15 protein-coding genes and 1 pseudogene are annotated in these 16303 nt (G+C 71.8%); 8 read left to right on the top strand and 8 right to left on the bottom strand.

All coding sequences use genetic code 11. The annotated features are described in order from the left end of the window. The first annotated feature begins 123 nt into the window (after nucleotides 1-123). The 3 genes and pseudogenes from ACOBQU_RS20645 to ACOBQU_RS20635 all read left to right on the top strand — a co-directional run. Nucleotides 124-861: a response regulator transcription factor gene (locus tag ACOBQU_RS20645; RefSeq protein ID WP_423628800.1), complete on the top strand. Its 738-nt coding sequence runs from the start codon at nucleotides 124-126 to the stop codon at nucleotides 859-861. Then, nucleotides 858-2291 carry a HAMP domain-containing sensor histidine kinase gene (locus ACOBQU_RS20640; RefSeq protein WP_423628799.1) on the top strand — a complete coding sequence of 478 codons (1434 nt, stop codon included), beginning with the start codon at nucleotides 858-860 and terminating at the stop codon, nucleotides 2289-2291. The genes ACOBQU_RS20645 and ACOBQU_RS20640 overlap by 4 nt, the downstream gene beginning before the upstream one ends. An 18-nt stretch (nucleotides 2292-2309) precedes the next feature. Then, a pseudogene (locus ACOBQU_RS20635) lies at nucleotides 2310-2852 on the top strand (ATP-binding cassette domain-containing protein); the annotation flags it as partial. Between the two features lie 93 nt (nucleotides 2853-2945). Here the strand turns inward: ACOBQU_RS20635 and ACOBQU_RS20630 are convergent. Genes ACOBQU_RS20630 through ACOBQU_RS20620 form a run of 3 tightly spaced genes read right to left on the bottom strand, consistent with a single transcriptional unit; the run spans nucleotide 2946 to nucleotide 4176 of the window. Beyond that, the gene (locus ACOBQU_RS20630; RefSeq protein ID WP_423628798.1) at nucleotides 2946-3155 is read right to left on the bottom strand and encodes a DUF397 domain-containing protein; all 210 of its coding nucleotides are present in this window, start codon (nucleotides 3153-3155) and stop codon (nucleotides 2946-2948) included. Next, nucleotides 3152-3355 (bottom strand): DUF397 domain-containing protein, encoded by a 204-nt coding sequence (locus ACOBQU_RS20625; RefSeq protein WP_423628797.1) that lies wholly within the window; start codon nucleotides 3353-3355, stop codon nucleotides 3152-3154. The genes ACOBQU_RS20630 and ACOBQU_RS20625 overlap by 4 nt, the downstream gene beginning before the upstream one ends. After that, the gene (locus ACOBQU_RS20620; protein ID WP_423628796.1) at nucleotides 3352-4176 is read right to left on the bottom strand and encodes a helix-turn-helix domain-containing protein; all 825 of its coding nucleotides are present in this window, start codon (nucleotides 4174-4176) and stop codon (nucleotides 3352-3354) included. The genes ACOBQU_RS20625 and ACOBQU_RS20620 overlap by 4 nt, the downstream gene beginning before the upstream one ends. A 129-nt stretch (nucleotides 4177-4305) precedes the next feature. On the opposite strand from ACOBQU_RS20620, the gene ACOBQU_RS20615 reads away from it, so the two are divergent. After that, entirely contained in the window at nucleotides 4306-4605 is a 300-nt protein-coding gene (locus tag ACOBQU_RS20615) for a hypothetical protein (protein WP_423628795.1), read from the top strand. A 484-nt stretch (nucleotides 4606-5089) separates the two neighbouring features. After that, on the top strand, nucleotides 5090-5692 hold the full coding sequence (locus ACOBQU_RS20610) for a peptidase inhibitor family I36 protein (protein ID WP_423628794.1): 603 nt from the start codon (nucleotides 5090-5092) through the stop codon (nucleotides 5690-5692). 71 nt (nucleotides 5693-5763) lie between these two features. On the opposite strand, the gene ACOBQU_RS20605 is transcribed toward ACOBQU_RS20610, so the two are convergent. The 5 genes from ACOBQU_RS20605 to ACOBQU_RS20585 all read right to left on the bottom strand — a co-directional run bounded on the left by ACOBQU_RS20605 (nucleotide 5764) and on the right by ACOBQU_RS20585 (nucleotide 10673). Next, on the bottom strand, nucleotides 5764-6894 hold the full coding sequence (locus ACOBQU_RS20605; RefSeq protein WP_423628793.1) for a hypothetical protein: 1131 nt from the start codon (nucleotides 6892-6894) through the stop codon (nucleotides 5764-5766). Next, nucleotides 6891-7415 (bottom strand): RNA polymerase sigma factor, encoded by a 525-nt coding sequence (locus ACOBQU_RS20600; RefSeq protein ID WP_423628792.1) that lies wholly within the window; start codon nucleotides 7413-7415, stop codon nucleotides 6891-6893. Before ACOBQU_RS20600 ends, ACOBQU_RS20605 begins: the two co-directional genes overlap by 4 nt. A gap of 90 nt (nucleotides 7416-7505) precedes the next feature. Next, a complete protein-coding gene (locus tag ACOBQU_RS20595) occupies nucleotides 7506-8573 on the bottom strand; it encodes a DUF2993 domain-containing protein (RefSeq protein ID WP_423628791.1) in 1068 nt (355 codons plus the stop codon). After that, nucleotides 8492-8743 carry a hypothetical protein gene (locus ACOBQU_RS20590; protein ID WP_423628790.1) on the bottom strand — a complete coding sequence of 84 codons (252 nt, stop codon included), beginning with the start codon at nucleotides 8741-8743 and terminating at the stop codon, nucleotides 8492-8494. Before ACOBQU_RS20590 ends, ACOBQU_RS20595 begins: the two co-directional genes overlap by 82 nt. Before the next feature lie 79 nt (nucleotides 8744-8822). Next, nucleotides 8823-10673 (bottom strand): bifunctional metallophosphatase/5'-nucleotidase, encoded by a 1851-nt coding sequence (locus ACOBQU_RS20585; RefSeq protein WP_423628789.1) that lies wholly within the window; start codon nucleotides 10671-10673, stop codon nucleotides 8823-8825. A gap of 728 nt (nucleotides 10674-11401) precedes the next feature. On the opposite strand from ACOBQU_RS20585, the gene mshD reads away from it, so the two are divergent. The 3 genes from mshD to ACOBQU_RS20570 all read left to right on the top strand — a co-directional run bounded on the left by mshD (nucleotide 11402) and on the right by ACOBQU_RS20570 (nucleotide 16135). Then, the gene (gene mshD, locus ACOBQU_RS20580; RefSeq protein ID WP_423628788.1) at nucleotides 11402-12337 is read left to right on the top strand and encodes a mycothiol synthase; all 936 of its coding nucleotides are present in this window, start codon (nucleotides 11402-11404) and stop codon (nucleotides 12335-12337) included. Nucleotides 12338-12798: 461 nt separating this feature from the next. Continuing rightward, the gene (locus ACOBQU_RS20575; RefSeq protein WP_423628787.1) at nucleotides 12799-15072 is read left to right on the top strand and encodes an RNA degradosome polyphosphate kinase; all 2274 of its coding nucleotides are present in this window, start codon (nucleotides 12799-12801) and stop codon (nucleotides 15070-15072) included. Next, complete coding sequence (locus ACOBQU_RS20570; RefSeq protein WP_423628786.1) at nucleotides 15053-16135, top strand: CHAD domain-containing protein; 1083 nt, start codon at nucleotides 15053-15055, stop codon at nucleotides 16133-16135. The genes ACOBQU_RS20575 and ACOBQU_RS20570 overlap by 20 nt, the downstream gene beginning before the upstream one ends. The last annotated feature ends 168 nt before the right edge of the window (nucleotides 16136-16303 follow it).

Below are 16303 nucleotides of genomic sequence, written 5' to 3'. Positions count from 1 at the left end.
ACTCTGGCGCCGCCCCTGGTTCGGGAAGGGGCGGGTCCCGGGCGCACCCGCGAGGGCCGCGTGCGACGCTGAGAGGCGCAGCCCAGCCGACACCCACCCACCCCACCGAGGAAGCCCACCCCCATGACCCCCGCCGAAGGCGACCCGCGCATCCTGATCGTGGACGACGAACCCGCCGTACGAGAGGCCCTCCAACGCAGCCTCGCCTTCGAGGGCTACGGCACCGAGGTCGCCGTGGACGGCGCCGACGCCCTGGAGAAGGCCGCGGCGTACCGCCCCGACCTGGTGGTCCTGGACATCCAGATGCCCCGCATGGACGGCCTGACCGCGGCCCGCCGCCTGCGCGCGACCGGTTCGACGACCCCGATCCTGATGCTGACGGCCCGCGACACCGTGGGCGACCGCGTCACCGGCCTGGACGCGGGGGCGGACGACTACCTGGTCAAGCCGTTCGAGCTGGACGAGCTGTTCGCCCGGATCCGCGCCCTGCTGCGCCGCAGCTCCTACGCGGCGGCCACGGGCCAGGCCCCCGAGGGCGACGTGCTCTCCTTCGGCGACCTGCGGATGAACCTGGCGACGCGCGAGGTGACGCGCGGCACGCGCACGGTGGAGCTGACCCGCACGGAGTTCACGCTCCTTGAGCTGTTCCTGGCGCACCCGCGCCAGGTGCTGACGCGCGAGCAGATCCTCAAGGCGGTGTGGGGCTTCGACTTCGAGCCGACGTCGAACTCCCTCGACGTGTACGTGATGTACCTGCGCCGCAAGACGGAGGCGGGCGGCGAACCGCGCCTGGTGCACACCGTGCGGGGCGTGGGCTACGTCCTGCGCGCGGAACCCGCGGGGACCGGCGGTCGCGAGTGAGGCGCCTGCTCCACCGCTTCCGGGCCCTCCCGCTGCGCTCCCGCCTGGCGCTGCTCGTGGCGACGGCGGTTGCCGTGGCCGTCGCCGCGGCGGCGGTGACGTGCTGGTTCGTGGTGCGGAACGTGCTGGTCAGCTCGTTGGACGACGCGCTGAGCGACCGCCGCGGCATCGTGTCCGACAGCGACGTGCGCAAGATGATCAACCCCGTCACCCAGGAGTGCGGTCGCGCGTCCGTCGAGCGGACCGTCAACCCCGACCTGTACCAGCAGATCGTCCAGGTGGTCGACCAGCAGGGCAACGGCTGCATCATCATCGGCAAGCTGGGCATCACGCTCCAGCTCAAGAAGGCCGACACCGAGGTCGCCCGGCGCGAGCGGGACGAGGCGTTCCACGACGCCACCACGTCCGACGGCGTCAAGTACCGCGTCTTCACCTACCCGCAGCCCGACCAGCCGTACGCCATCTCCGTCGCCCGCCCCCTCAACGAGGTCCAGGACACCCTCAGCAACCTGGTCCTGGTCCTGTCCCTGGTCGCCGGGGCGGGTGTCGTGGGCGCCGGGATCGCGGGCCTGTGGGTGGCCCGCACCGGGCTGCGCCCCGTGGACGAGCTGACCGCCGCCGTCGAGCACGTCGCCCGTACCGAGGACCTGAGCCTGCGCATCCCCACGGACGACGGCAGCGACGACGAGATCGCCCGCCTGTCCCGCTCGTTCAACGCGATGACGTCCGCACTGGCCTCGTCCCGCGATCTCCAGCAGCAGCTGATCGCCGACGCGGGCCACGAGCTGCGCACGCCCCTGACCTCGCTGCGGACGAACATCGAACTCCTGGCCCGCAGCGAGGACACGGGCCGGGCCATCCCGCCCGACGACCGCAGGGCGCTGCTGGCGTCGGTGAAGGCGCAGATGACCGAACTCGCCTCGCTCATCGGCGACTTGCAGGAGCTGTCGAGGCCCGACGCGGCGCCGGGCGGCAAGGTGCAGGTGGTGGCGCTGCACGACATCGTGGACACCGCCCTGGAGCGGGCCCGCCTGCGCGGCCCGGACCTGACGTTCGAGGCGTCCCTGTCCCCCTGGTACGTGCGGGCCGAGCCGCCCGCCCTGGAGCGGGCGATCGTGAACGTCCTGGACAACGCGGTGAAGTTCGGCCCTGCGGGCTCCGCCATCGAGGTCGCCCTGAAGGACGGCGTCCTGACGGTCCGCGACCACGGCCCGGGCATCGCGGCCGACGAACTCCCGCACGTCTTCGACCGCTTCTGGCGCTCCCCCACGGCCCGGGGCCTGCCCGGCTCGGGCCTGGGCCTGTCGATCGTGGCCCGCACGGTCCGCCAGGCGGGCGGCGAGGTAACGCTGGGCCCGGCGGACGGCGACGGCACGGTGGCGACGATCCGCCTACCGGGGGCACCGCAGCCGCCGCCTGCGGCGCCGTAAGGCGGGGCCAGGGCGGTCGAGCTGGCGGACGTACGAGTGCCGGGGCGGCTCGCGCTGGACTCCCTGCATGTGCCCGCCGGTGGGCGACTGCTCGTGACCGGCCCGAACGGCACGGGCAAGTCCACGCTCCTGCGCGTCCTCGCGGGCGAACTCGACCCGGCGCCGGGCGCGCTCGTGCGCCACCCCGCCCGGGTCGGCCTGCTGCGGCAGGAGGCGGCGCCCCTGTCGTACGCGAAGGGGTCGCGTTCGCTGCTGTCCGCGTTCGGCGAGGACCGTGCCGACGAACTGCTCGCGCTCGGGCTCTTCGCCGAGCGGGACCTGGCCCGTCCCGTGCGGGACCTGTCCACCGGCCAGCTCCGCCGCCTTGAGCTGGCCCGCCTCCTGACGCGCCCCCACGGCCTCCTCCTGCTCGACGAGCCGACGAACCACCTGTCGCCGTCCCTGGTGGAGGACCTGGAGGCGGCCCTGGCCACCTACGCGGGCACGCTGGTCGTGGTCACCCACGACCGGCGGCTTCGGGCCTCGTTCACAGGGCCGGTGCTGCCCCTTGGCACCCGCTGACGGCGCGGACCCTACTTCCCTTCGGCAGTGGGAAGGCCAGGGAGAGGCGGCCGACATCCGAACGAACCTCCGGCCGCCGTCAGGGCCGTGCGCTCACGAGACGGCCGCGCCCGCCCCCACCGCCGCGACGAACACCGCCCACGCCGGGGCGGCGAAGATCAGGGCGGGGCCCTGTGGGGCCGTTTTGCTGTCGCGGACCGGGATGAGGTCGGGGTAGCCGTGGGCTACCTCGACGCAGTTGTTGTCGCCGCCGTCGCTGTACGACGACTTGCGCCACGTAGCGGTGGTGAGGTCGGGGGTCACGCCGACTCCCGTATCTCGTTCACGAACGCGGACCAGGACGCGGCAGAGAAGACCAGCGGGCGGGTGGTGGGGGACTTGCTGTCGCGGACCGGGACAAGGCCGTCGTAGTGGTCGGCGACTTCAACGCAGTTCGTTTGGCCGCCGTCGCTGTACGACGACTTGCGCCACACAGCGGTGGTGAGGTCGGGGGTGCGATTCATGATCGGTGCTCCTTCAGGACTCCCCGGATAAACGCCGCCGACTCCAAGGGCGGCAGCGCCATGTCTCGTACGCGATCGTAGGACAAGCGGTAGCCCAGGACTCTGTCCGGTTCCTCGATCAGCTCTCCAACTCCGTTGCCTTCCACATAGGCAACAGGGTCCCCGGTCCGCTGCCACAACAGCGACACGTGACTGCCCATGAGGCTGTGAAGGCCAGCAGCGAGCGGGAGCACCTGCAACGCGATCGACGGCTGTTCCGCTGCCTCGACCAGTCGCGACAACTGGTTCTCCCACACCAAGGGCTCCCGCGCCACACGCCGCAGCGCACCCTCGTCCAGGATGATGCGGATACTCGGCGGCGGATCGCGGTACAGCAGTTCCTGACGCCCGATGCGCGCGGCCACGTCCTCCTCAACCTTCTCGGAGTTCAGGCTTGTTGTCTGGTCAGCGGACAACACCTCACGAGCGAAGTCCTCGGTCTGCAACAGGCCCGGCACAGCCAACTGGAACATCCACATGACCCTCGCCGTCGCCTCCAGCCGCATGTACTCCTTGTACTGATCCTTGAACGCCTCCCTCCGCGCCCCCTTCCAATGCGTCACCAGCAAGTCCCCGGACCCGTAGTACCGATCAAGGTCCTCCATGACCGCCAGCTTGGACAGGCGCTCGCCGCTCTCCAGGCGGGACAGGTAGCTCTTGTCGTACGCGGTGTCCTCCGCCAGCTTGCCCAGGGATATGCCCGCCTTCTCGCGCAGGAACCGGAGCGTGCGCGCGAGCGACGCGCGGCCCGACTCCCCTTCCACGGCTTGCTGTTCGGACATCGCACGCCCCTCCTGTTGCCGCCCGCGAGGGCAACTCGCCGTCTCTGTCGCAGCGTACGCCGGAGCCGTAATCATCGGAACACGAACGGTAATCACCGGAATCCGGCACCGACGAGAGAAGCCTCCACCATGCGACTCCTCCCCTGGCCCAACCCTGACGGCGGGCCGTGCTACCTGAGCACGGACGACCCGACGAGTGTGATCTCCCGCCTCGCCGATGACATCGAGGAGGCCCAACTCGCCTCCGGGCGCCAGGTGTTGACCATCTCCGAGGCGATCCTCGCGGACGCCGCCGCCGGGGACCGGACGGTCCGCTTCGCGCTCACCCGTACCGTCGAGTCCCTGCGGGACGCACTCCGCGTCGCGGACAGCAGGGGCGACCGCATCGACCGCTGGCAGCCGAATCCGCCCGCTGCCGAAAATGACTGAGAATTCCGCCTGCCGACCGTGACAATTTGAGGGATACATCCAGCACCTCTAGGGGCACTCAATCGAAACGCTCCGCGCGTTCGCGCCGCACCCAGTGGATCCGGGAATCGGAATCCAGCCTACCTGGATCTTGAGATCGCAAATCTCCCATAACAGGTGCGCAAACATCCGCGCGGGGCGACACATGCGCTCCCACCCAGGCAATCTTGCTTGACGGTATAACTACTTTGCTGGCACAAAGTACAGCTTGGCCCAGCGGCACCCCTGCCAGCAATGCGGAACCCTCTCCCCCATTAACTCCGCGACTTCCCACCATCCCCGCACAAAAGGCACCGCAATCTTGATCGAGGTGGTTGGCTGAACACGCGCCCCTCGGAGGGTCCGAGGAACGTGGAAGGACACAATTGTGCCTAGATTAACCAGGCGCGCTATAGGAAGCGCCGCCGCGACAGCCGCCCTGGCGACTCTCGGCGTAACCGCCGCCATGGCCGACAGCCCCGCCACAAGCCTGCCGCCCGTATCGGGGGCTGACGAACGGCCCGCCGTCCGTGCCCTCACCCCTGACCAGCGCCAAGAGCTGCAATCCGAGATCGACGCAAGCCTCGCCAACTCGCAGGGTGGGCAGCAGGTGTCGGCGAACGAGATCGCGTTCCCCGGCAACGGAGCCGTCCTCGCCCTCCCGCTGCCGGGACAGGAAACCGCCCCGCCCTCCAGCGAAAGCACGCTCCGTGCGGTCGGCGGCGACACCTCTGAACCCTTGGCCGACTGGGAGGGGTGCCCCGCGGGGCAGGACGACAATCGCTGGTACTGCTTCTACCAGCACAAGGATTTCGGCGGTCGCCGGTTGCGGTGGAACTACGCGCACTGCCGGGAAGTCGTCAAGTTCAAGGACTTCGACTTCAAGAACCGCACCTCGTCTTGGGTCAACACCACGAGGAACATCGCCCACTGGGGCATGATCGTCAAGGTGTGGCAGGCGGACGGTCCCGACCGCCTGTTGTGGACGGAGAGGCCGTGGTCGAAGTCCTCCTACGTCGGGGACGATGACAACGACAAGGCTGATCATTTCGAGGCGTGCCGTAGATGACGTCTGAGCCACTCGGCGCATGAGCGGGGCCGGAGGAACGGTAAGGGTTCCTCCGGCCCACGGCCGGGATCCTACGGCCTCGACTCCGCGTCCCGCACGGGCCCGCGCGCGAGGGTTTCGCGGACGGAGAGCGTGGCCGGGACCTGTTTTACGTTGATCTTCAGGGGGTCGCCGAAGACGGCCTCCTCGCTGCCCATGACGGCCCCGGTCTCGGGGTTGAGGAGCAGCGTCTCGCGTGCGTAGTGCTTCGGGTAGTCGGGGTCGTGGCCGGGCTTCTGCTCCGTCACCACCGCCAGGGCCTGCTGGCCCTGCCACGTGCGTGTCGTGTACGTCTTCACCGGCCCGTAGCCCTCCGCCGAGGTCCCGAAGTCGAAGTACCGGTCGGGTTCGGCCAGCAGACGCAGCAGTGCCGCCCGCTGCCGTCCGGACAACTGCTGCGCGCTGTCCCCGCCCATCTTGGCCTCGCCCGCCCATTCGGCGAGGGCGACCAGGAGTTCGCGGTACCCGTTCTCCTCCACCGCCGGTGCCTTCGCCTTGATGAGCTTGGCGAGGGCGTACGGGTCGTCGGGGACCGGCCGGGGCGTGTCGTAGTGGCCGGGGCCGTACGTGTGGTCCCGCACCCCCGTGCCCGCGATCAGGCCGCGCTCACGAGCCGCTTCCTCCGTGTCGGGGTTGGGGAAGACGGGTTCGCCGAACTCGGACCGGTCGCGCCCGGAGCCGTCCTGGTTGAGCCACAGCTCCGACACCGTGGGGACAGCGGCTGTCGCGGCGCCCAGCGGCGCGTCGGCGTCGATGTTGAGGGACCAGCCCCACGTCTTCGTGTAGATCCACTGCGACGCTCGGGGTGCGGACTGCCTCCCGGCCTTCGCGGCGAGACCGAGCAGGGTGGGCTCGGCCGCCTCCGGCGTCGGGGTGAGCCGCAGCACCGGAGGGGTGACGGAGGCGACGTACCGGTATCCGTCCACGTTCTCGCGGCGGGGCAGTTCACCGAGGACCACTACGGCGGCCACCGCCGTCGCGGTCATGGCGGCCAGGCCGATGACGGACCGTCGGCGCACGAAGCTGCGCACCGGCGCATCAGCTCCGCCCACGTGTTCCGAAACGTCGGCGGCGCCGTCGAGGCGGGCCATGACGCGCGCTTCCACGCGTGTGCCGACGGCAGCGGTGTCGAGGTCCCTGGCGGGGTCGGGAGGCATCGTCATGTGCGGGTCCTCTCGGAACGGGCGGGGTAGGGGGGCTGAGCCGTCAGGTGCTGGGCGAGTCGTTTGCGGGCACGGTGGAGGCGTACGAGGAAGGCGGCACGGTTGCACCCGGTCACCGTGGCGGCCGCGGCGGGGGTCAGGCCGTCCCAGGTGGTGAGCATCAGTGCCTCGCGGTCGCTGGGGGACAGCGCGGCAAGGGCGTGGTAGGCGTGGACGCGGTCGACCGCGCCTTCCTCGGCCGACTGCACGACGGCGTCCTGCCACGTCGTGCGCATCAGGTCGAGGGAGTCCCGGACGCGCTCGTGCTGCGCCAGGTGATCGGCGATCTGATGGCGGGCGATGGTGTACAGCCAGGGCAGGGGGTCGTTGCCGCGGCGCTGTGCCCGAGCGTGCCACGCGCGGACGAATACGTCGGCGCAGACGTCCTCCACCTCGTCGAGCGGAAGACGGCGGGCGAGGTAGCGCAGGACGTGGGGGTGGAAGGTGCGGTACAACGCGGCGAACCGTTCACGCTCGTCCATCCGGCGGCCCTTCGTCGGGATGCGTCTGCATCGTGTATGACGCCTGGGCGGAGCCGGAATTACACCTGACGGCGAGCGCACCCGCGAGGCTCAGCCGAACCCGATGCCGTAGCCCTCCACGCCCACCCGGATGCCGTCGCCGCGCACCGTGACCCCGCTCAGCCGCACCGCGCCCTCGCCCGGCAGCTTCGGCAGTTCGAAGGAGAGGGAGAGGCGGTCGGTGAGGACGGGGCGGGTGAGGCCGTCGAGGCCCTTGAGGAGGGCGGGGTCGAGGCCGAGGCGGCGCAGCAGGGCGGGGTGCTCCATGGCGACGTCGAGGAGGTTGAGGCGCGTCACGTCGTCGACGAAGCGGGGCGAGCCGGTGAGCTCGTTGAGCTTGGCGTCGCTCTTCAGGGCCTCGCGTACGGCCGGTTCGGGGACGCCGAGGCGGTACGCGATCGCCGGGACGGCGAGGAGGGCCTTGGCGCGGGCCGACTCGCGCGCCACGCGCTCGGCGGACTTCCGGCTCAGGTGCAGGCCCTCGGCGGGGCGGCCGCCGGGCCGGTAGGTGGCCAGGTCGCCGATGTCGAGGCGCATCCGGTCGATGTCGGTGGCGACGCCGCGGTCACCGGTGCGCTCGATGCGGGCGTCGGCGCGCACCCGCAGGTCGTGCCCGGCGACCGGCAGGGTGCCGCGGGCGAGCACCTGGTCGTGGCCGTGACCGGTGAACGTGACCTGGGAGGCGCCGAGTTCGCGGTTCAGGTCGTCGAAGGAGAGCAGCACCTCGCCGCGCATGCGGTCGATGACGGCGCCGGTCAGGGAGGTGGGGCCGTCGCCCTTGAGGGTCACGTCGGTGGCGGTCGCGGAGACCCTGGCGAGCGAGACGCGGTCGGCGGCGACGTCCGGGACGGTGACCTCGACGCGGTCGAGCCGCTGGTCGAGGACCTGGGTGAGGAAGGGGAAGCCCGCGATGTCGACCTCGGGCGCCGCGCTGAGCCTCAGCTGGTCCTTGAGCTTGTCGGCGGCCTCGTGCTCGGCGTACAGCAGCGCCCAGCGGTCGGCGAGGACGAGGAAGGCGGCGCCGACGGCGAGCGCGATCAGCAGCTTCGCGGCCAGCGGGAGCGCGGCGAGGCGGTTGCGGCGGCGACGGCTGCGGCGGCGGTGGTTGGGGGAGACCACGGCTCGTCGGCGTCGGCGGCCTCGCTGCCCTCGGCGTCCTCGGCGTCGGCCTTCAGGAACTCGTCCAGCGGGTTCGGCGCCAGCTCAGCCAGTTCGTCGTACGGATTCGGCTTGGTTACGGGATCGGTGGTGACTATGCGGTGGGGGAACGCATCCGGTGATCTCACCATACGTTCACACCCCACCCCAAGCCTGTTCTCGGAGAGTTAGTTCACAACTGCTACGGCAGAAGTGTCTGCCTCGGACGCGCTACTTCACGACCGTGACGCGGTCCGCCTTCGGCGGTGCGATCGGCTTGTCCGCCGAGGAGTTGGCGGCGAAGTAGTCGTTGAGCGCCTTCAGGTCGTCCGAGCCGACCAGCGGGTTCTTGCCCTTGCCCAGCTCGGCGAAGCCGTCGCCGCCGCCGGTGAGGAAGGAGTTCATCGCGACGCGGTAGGTGGCGTTCGGGTCGAGCGCCTTGCCGTTGAGCTTCACGGAGTCGGTGACGATCCGGTCCGCGCCCTTCTTCGTCATGTCCAGGGTGTACGTGAGCCCCTGGGAGATCTGGAGGATCTTCGGGGACGCCTCGTTGGGGCCGCTGACCTGCTGGCGCAGGGCGGTCAGGAGCTGCGCGCCGGTCAGGTCGACCAGGTTCACGGTGTTGGCGAACGGCTGCACGGTGAACGCCTCGCCGTACGTCACCACGCCGTCGCCCTCGTCGCCGCTCGCCTTGTGGACCAGGTCGGAGCGGATGCCGCCCGGGTTCATCAGGGCCAGCTCGGCCTTCGGGTCCAGGGACTTGGCGTGGGCGAGCTGCGCGTCGGCGATCAGGTCGCCGAGCGGGGACTCGGGGGTGCCCGCGCCGCGGCCGGGGATGTCGCCGGAGATGTAGCCGACGGGCTTGTTGGCGATGGGCGCGGCCAGCTTGTTCCAGCGGTCGATCAGCCGGGTCATGTCGGCGGCCTTGGGCTGGGTCCGGCTGACGACGTGGTTCGCGGACTTCACGCTGGTCCGCACGATGTCACGGGTCTTGCGGTCGTACGTCAGCGTCGTGTCGGTGTAGAGCTTCCCGTACGAGGACGCCGACGTCACCATGCGCGGCTTGCCCGCGGGGTCCGGGATGGTGCACACGTACGCCTGGTGGGTGTGGCCGGTGACGAACGCGTCGACCTTCGGGGAGGCGCCCTTGGCGATCGCGGCGATCGGGCCGGAGATGCCGTCGCCGGGGCCCGGCGAGTCGCAGTCGTAGTTGTACGCCTGGCTGGCCGGGGAGCCGCCCTCGTGGATGAGGGTGACGATCGACTTCACGCCCTGCTTGTCGAGGACCTTCGCGTACTTGTTGATGGTCTCGACCTCGTCGTGGAACTTCAGGCCCTTGATGCCGTCCGCCGAGACGATGTCCGGGGTGCCCTCCAGGGTCAGGCCGATGAAGCCGATCTTCACGCCCTTGTGCTTCCACACCCAGTAGGGCTTCAGGAGGGGCTTGCCGGTCTTCTCGTCCGTCACGTTCGCCGTGAGGTACGGGAAGTCGGCGCCCTTGAACTTCTTCGGCTTGCCGTGCCGGTCCTTCTCGTAGCAGCCGTCCTTGGGGTGGCAGCCGCCGTTCTGGATGCGGGCCAGTTCCCTCGCGCCCTCGTCGAACTCGTGGTTGCCGACGCTGGAGACGTCGAGGTCCATCTTGTTCAGGGCCTCGACGGTGGGCTCGTCGTGGAAGAGCCCGGAGAGCAGCGGGCTGGCGCCGATGAGGTCGCCCGCCGCCGCGGTCACGGAGTACGGGTGGCCCTGGCGGGCCGTGCGCAGCGACGACGCCAGGTACTCGACGCCGCCCGCGTCGATCTTCTTCTCCGTGCCGTCCGGCTGCTTCTCGGTGACCTGGCCGGAGGAGCCCGCGGGCGGCTGGAGGTTGCCGTGGAAGTCGTTGAACGACAGCAGCTGTACGTCGACCGTGCGCTTCTTGGCGTGGCCCGCGGCCTGCATCCGGTCCCGGCTCGGGCTCTGGTCCTGGCCCGCGGTGGCGGGCAGCGCGGCGGTGAGCGCACCGACGGTGGCGAGCCCCGCCGCGACCGCGAGTACGCGGGCGGATCGCCGCCGGGGCCTGCGGGGCTGGGGTATGGCTGACACGGTCTCCCCTGGGGTGGTGTCGACGACTGGGGCCGACGCGAAGCCTATGGTCAACGCGCGTAGCGCAACAGGGCTTCGCCGGTTACAGCCTGATAGCCATTCACTGGCGTGGGCGCCGCCGCGGGGTTAAACCCCCGCGCCCCCCACCGGGCGTTCCCTCCGCGCGCCGACGCTCTGGGCGCGCCCTCTGCTCCCACCCACCCGCCCTTCATCAGCGCTCCGCGCCTCGTCCTCAAACGCCGGACGGGCTTCTCCCCCACCCACCCGCCCTTCGTCGCGCTGACGCGCTCGCCCTCAAACGCCGGGCGGGCTTCTCCCTCACCCACCCTTCGTCGCGCTGACGCGCTCGCCCTCAAACGCCGGGCGGGCTCGATCCCACGCGCTCGCCCCCGAGGGGCGCGGGTAGCCGACGACGGCGAGGGGGCGGGCGTTCCAGCCTGCCCGGCGTTTGAGGGCGAGGCGCGGAGCGCCGATCCGGGCGGGCGGGTGGGCACGACACGGAAGGCCGACGACGGCGCAGACGCGGACGTTCCAGCCTGCCCGGCGTTTGAGGGCGAGGCGCGGAGCGCTGAAGGAGGGCGGGTGGGTGGGGGAAGAGGGCGCGCCCAGCAGCCGAGGGCAGGGGTGAACCGCCCAGGGCCCAGGGGCCAGAAGAGGGCGCGCCCAGCAGCCGAGGGCAGGGGTGAACCGCCCAGGGCCCAGGGGCCAGCAGAGCGTATGGTCGCCGTATGACCGACGAGACCCCCGCCCAAGCCGCCGCCTCCCTCCGGCAGATCGACACCTACGACGCGCTCACGGCCGACCAGGCCACCGCCGTGCTCGGGCTGCTCTCCGACGCCGCCCGCACCGACGGCCAGCAGGCCGTGAGCGAGCAGGGGCGGCTCCAGTTGCGCGGCGGCGCCCGGCCCGGCGTACGGCACCTGCTGCTCACGGTCGGCGGCGAACTCACCGGCTACGCGCAGTTGGAGGACACCGACCCGGTCGAGGCCCCGGCCGCCGAGCTGGTGGTGCACCCGGCCCGCCGGGGGCACGGGCACGGGCGGGCGCTGGGCACGGCCCTGCTGGCGGAGTCCGGCAGGCGCCTTCGGGTGTGGGCGCACGGCGGGCACGCGGCCGCCCGGCACCTGGCCCAGGTGCTCGGCCTCACCCTGTTCCGCGAACTGCGGCAGATGCGGCGCCCGTTGACCGACCTGGACCTGCCGGACCCGGTGCTCCCGGACGGCGTACGCGTACGGACCTTCGTGCCCGGCGCGGACGACGCGGCGTGGCTCGCGGTGAACGCCGAGGCGTTCGCGCACCACCCCGAGCAGGGCTCGCTCACCCAGCGCGACCTCGACGACCGCAAGGCGGAGCCGTGGTTCGACCCGGCGGGGTTCTTCCTGGCGGAGCGCGCGGCCGACGGGGAGATCGTCGGCTTCCACTGGACGAAGGTGCACGCGGCGGAGCAGCTCGGCGAGGTGTACGTGGTCGGGGTGCGCCCCGGCGCGCAGGGCGGCGGCCTCGGCAAGGCGCTCACCACGGTGGGCCTGCGCCACCTGGCGGCGGCGGGCCTGCCCACGGCGATGCTGTACGTGGACGCGGACAACAAGGCGGCCGTGAAGGTGTACGAGCGGCTGGGGTTCGTGACGCACGAGACGGACCTGATGTACCGGACGGAGTCCTGAGGCACCGCGTGAGGCCCCGGCGGCGAACGGGGCCTGACGTACCGGGCGGAGCCCCAAGGCCCCGGACGAAGCCCACGGCACCGGGCGCGGCGCCGACGTACCCGACCGGAGGCCTGAGGGCGCCGAACGGAGGTCCCCAGGCATCGGCGAAGCCCCCGGCACCGGACGGAGTCCCGGCGTACCGGAGGCCCGCCCGGCGGGGTCACAAGCCGCCGGGCGGAGTCCCGACCCTCCCGGTTCGCGCTGGCGAAAGCCGCCGGGCGCCCCGGCGTTCCCAGGCGAACCCCCAGGCGTCATGTCGGCGTAACCAATGATTCAGACAGGCTTGCGACGCTCAGGCAATGCAGCCCCCCACCGTGCCCGACCCGGCGCCGGGCCGAGCGCGCCAGAACGGCCGGGCCCGCCCCGTGCCCCCGCCTTCCGGCGCGCCCGCGACGGGTGGAGCGCGGAAGAATAAGACCATGAGCGAGCCCACCGCGCAGACCGAAGTGACCAGCCCCGACGCCGACGGCATCCGGCACGCCCAGCCGTCCGTAGGCTCCCTGGCGGCCCACCGCCCGCACACGATCTCCGCCACGGTCTCCGACCTGGACCCCGACATCGACGCCGACCTGGACGCGTACGACGAGGACGCGCAGACCGGGGCCGACGGCACGGCCCTGCCGCAGGGCCGCTTCCTGGACCGGGAGCGCAGCTGGCTCGCCTTCAACGAACGCGTCCTGGAGCTGGCCGAGGACCCGAACACGCCCCTGCTCGAACGGGCGAACTTCCTGGCGATCTTCGCGTCGAACCTGGACGAGTTCTTCATGGTCCGGGTGGCGGGCCTCAAGCGCCGCATCGCGACGGGCGTCGCCACCCGTTCGGCCTCCGGCCTCCAGCCCCGCGAGGTCCTGGAGCTGATCTGGAACCGCTCGCGCGAGCTGATGGCCCGGCACGCCGCCTGCTACCAGGAGGAGGTCGCCCCGGCCCTGGCCGACGAGGGCATCCACGTGGTGCGCTGGCACGAGCTGACCGACAAGGAGCAGTCCCGGCTCTACACGCTGTTCATGCAGCGGATCTTCCCGGTGCTCACGCCGCTGGCCGTGGACCCCGCGCACCCCTTCCCGTACATCTCGGGCCTGTCCCTGAACCTCGCCGTGGTGATCGAGAACCCGGTCACCGGGCACGAGCACTTCGCCCGCGTCAAGGTGCCGCCCCTGCTGTCCCGCTTCCTGGAGGCGTCCCCGCAGCGGTACGTGCCCATCGAGGACGTCATCGCCGCGCCCAAGCACCTCCAGGAGCTGTTCCCGGGGATGAACATCCGGGAGCACCACATGTTCCGGCTCACCCGGAACGAGGACCTGGAGGTGGAGGAGGACGACGCGGAGAACCTGCTCCAGGCCCTGGAGAAGGAGCTGATGCGGCGCCGCTTCGGGCCGCCGGTGCGCCTGGAGGTCGAGGAGTCCATCGACAAGGACGTCCTGGACCTGCTTGTGCGCGAGCTGAAGATCAGCGAGTCCGAGGTGTACCCGCTGCCGGGGCCGCTCGACCTCACCGGCCTGTTCGCCATCGCGGGCCTGGACCGGCCCGAGCTGAAGTACCCGAAGTTCGTCGCGGGCACCCACCGGGACCTGGCCGAGGTGGAGTCGGCGTCCGCGCCGGACATCTTCGCCGCCCTGCGCGGCGGGCACGACGTGCTGCTGCACCACCCGTACGACTCGTTCTCCACGTCCGTGCAGGCCTTCCTCGAACAGGCCGCCGCCGACGACGACGTCCTCGCCATCAAGCAGACGCTGTACCGCACGTCCGGCGACTCCCCGATAGTCGACGCCCTCATCGACGCCGCCGAGTCCGGCAAGCAGGTCCTCGTCCTGGTCGAGCTGAAGGCCCGCTTCGACGAGCAGGCCAACATCAAGTGGGCGCGGAAGCTGGAGGAGGCGGGCTGCCACGTCGTCTACGGCCTGGTCGGCCTGAAGACGCACTGCAAGCTGTCGCTCGTGGTCCGCCAGGAGGGCGACCAGCTGGTGCGCTACTCGCACGTGGGCACCGGCAACTACCACCCGAAGACCGCACGCCTGTACGAGGACCTGGGGCTGCTCACCGCCAACCAGGAGGTCGGCGCGGACCTCTCCGACCTCTTCAACCGGCTCTCCGGCTACTCGCGCCGCGAGACCTACCGCCGCCTGCTCGTGGCGCCCCGGTCCCTGCGCGACGGCCTGGTCACCCGCGTCAACCGGGAGATCCAGCACCACCGCGCGGGCCGCCCCGCCTATGTGCGTATCAAGGTCAACTCGATCGTCGACGAGGCCGTCATCGACGCGCTGTACCGGGCCTCGCAGGCGGGCGTCACCGTGGACGTGTGGGTGCGCGGCATCTGCGCCGTCCGGCCCGGTGTCGCGGGCCTGTCCGAGAACATACGGGTGCGCTCCGTGCTCGGCCGCTTCCTGGAGCACTCCCGGGTCTTCGCCTTCGGCAACGGCGGCGAACCGGAGGTGTGGATCGGCAGCGCCGACATGATGCACCGCAATCTCGACCGCCGCATCGAGGCCCTGGTCCGGGTCACCGACCCGAACCACCGGGCGACCCTGAACCGGCTCCTCGAAACCGGCATGTCGGACACCACGGCCTCGTGGCACCTGGGGGCGGACGGCAACTGGACGCGGCACGCCACGGACCCGGAAGGCCAGCCCCTGCGGAACGTACAGGAGATGCTCATAGACGCCCGGAGGCGCCGGCGTGGCACAGCAACACCATGAGATGACGGCGGGCGAGGTCCTGTCGGTCTACCTTCAGCAGCAGGCGACCGACTTCCTCCGCTCGCTGCGGCTGCACCGCGAGTCCACCACGGACGCGCAGGGAGCCGAGGAGTCCCTGGCGGCGGCGCGCTCGCTGCGGCGCGCCGCCCGCCGCGTGGGCGCGACGCTGCACACCTTCCGGCCCCTCCTCGACCCGGAGTGGACGGAGTCCCTCCGCCCCGAGCTGGCGTGGCTCTCCGGCACGCTGGCCCGCGAGCACGCGTACGCCGCGCGGCTCGACCGGCTGCTCGGCGCGCTGCACCGCCTCTCGACCCCGGCCCCGGTCCCGGCGCCCGCCGCGGCCGTGCCCGCCGGGGGCGGCCGCCCCACGGGGCGGGACGAGTGGACCGGGGCCCCGGCGCCGGGCGCGGGGAAGCCCCGGGCGGGGCAGGGCGCCAAGAAGCCGAGCGGTCCCCTGGCGGTGGGCGCCGCCAAGGCCGCCGCGCTCCTCGAACGCCAGCTCACGCTGGCCCGCACCCGGGCCCACTCCGCCGCCCTCCAGGCCTTCGGCTCGTCCCGCTTCCACGCCGTCGCGGACAACGTCGCCGTCCTGGCCAGCGAGGTCCCCCTCCACCCCGCCCCCGAGGCCGACCTCAAACCGCTGGCCGCGGCGGCCGAGGCGCACCTGATGGAGGCGGTCGCGGCGCTGCCCCTGCTGCGGGCGGGGCACCCGTACAACGCGGAGGCCCTCGTCCACGGCCTGGCCGCCGACACGGCGCCGGAGGCCCAGGACGCGCCCTGGCTGAAGGTCCGCTCCCTGCTGCGGCTGCACCGGTACGCCCAGGAGGTCCTCCTCGGCGACGCCCCGCCGGACGCCCGGCTGCTCCAGGCGGGGCAGGCCCTCGACCACCACCGGGAGGCCGCGGACGCGGCAGCCGCGGCGGCGTCCGCCGCGCGCACGCCCCGCATCGCTCCCGCCACCGCGTACGCCCTCGGCGTGCTGCACGCCGACCAGCGCCACGAGGTGGAGGCGGCGAGATTCGCCTTCCAACGCGCCTGGCTCCGCGAGACGATCACGACCTAGCCCTGGCGTGGGCGCCCTTCACCGCCCTGATCGGCGCTCCGCGCCTCGCCCTCAAACGCCGGGCAGGCTGGATCGTCCCGCTTGCTCGCCGTCGTCGGCTTTCTGTGATCCGCCGCTGACGCGGCGGGGAAAGCCCGTCCGGCGCACTCACGGGGGTGCCAGGGGGCG

This window comes from Streptomyces sp. G45 (assembly GCF_049542095.1).
Lineage (GTDB): Bacteria > Actinomycetota > Actinomycetes > Streptomycetales > Streptomycetaceae > Streptomyces.
The sequence above is the reverse complement of the archived record's forward strand: the minus strand, read 5'-3'. Positions and strand labels throughout refer to the sequence as shown.

Excerpts from the sequence above, each read along its gene's own strand:
- ACOBQU_RS20605 (WP_423628793.1), bottom strand. The coding sequence starts at position 6,894 with ATGACGATGCCTCCCGACCCCGCCAGGGACCTCGACACCGCTGCCGTC.
- ACOBQU_RS20590 (WP_423628790.1), bottom strand. The coding sequence starts at position 8,743 with ATGGTGAGATCACCGGATGCGTTCCCCCACCGCATAGTCACCACCGAT.
- ACOBQU_RS20575 (WP_423628787.1), top strand. The coding sequence starts at position 12,799 with ATGAGCGAGCCCACCGCGCAGACCGAAGTGACCAGCCCCGACGCCGAC.
- ACOBQU_RS20615 (WP_423628795.1), top strand. The coding sequence starts at position 4,306 with ATGCGACTCCTCCCCTGGCCCAACCCTGACGGCGGGCCGTGCTACCTG.
- ACOBQU_RS20645 (WP_423628800.1), top strand. The coding sequence starts at position 124 with ATGACCCCCGCCGAAGGCGACCCGCGCATCCTGATCGTGGACGACGAA.
- ACOBQU_RS20625 (WP_423628797.1), bottom strand. The coding sequence starts at position 3,355 with ATGAATCGCACCCCCGACCTCACCACCGCTGTGTGGCGCAAGTCGTCG.
- mshD (WP_423628788.1), top strand. The coding sequence starts at position 11,402 with ATGACCGACGAGACCCCCGCCCAAGCCGCCGCCTCCCTCCGGCAGATC.
- ACOBQU_RS20600 (WP_423628792.1), bottom strand. The coding sequence starts at position 7,415 with ATGGACGAGCGTGAACGGTTCGCCGCGTTGTACCGCACCTTCCACCCC.
- ACOBQU_RS20620 (WP_423628796.1), bottom strand. The coding sequence starts at position 4,176 with ATGTCCGAACAGCAAGCCGTGGAAGGGGAGTCGGGCCGCGCGTCGCTC.
- ACOBQU_RS20610 (WP_423628794.1), top strand. The coding sequence starts at position 5,090 with ATGGCCGACAGCCCCGCCACAAGCCTGCCGCCCGTATCGGGGGCTGAC.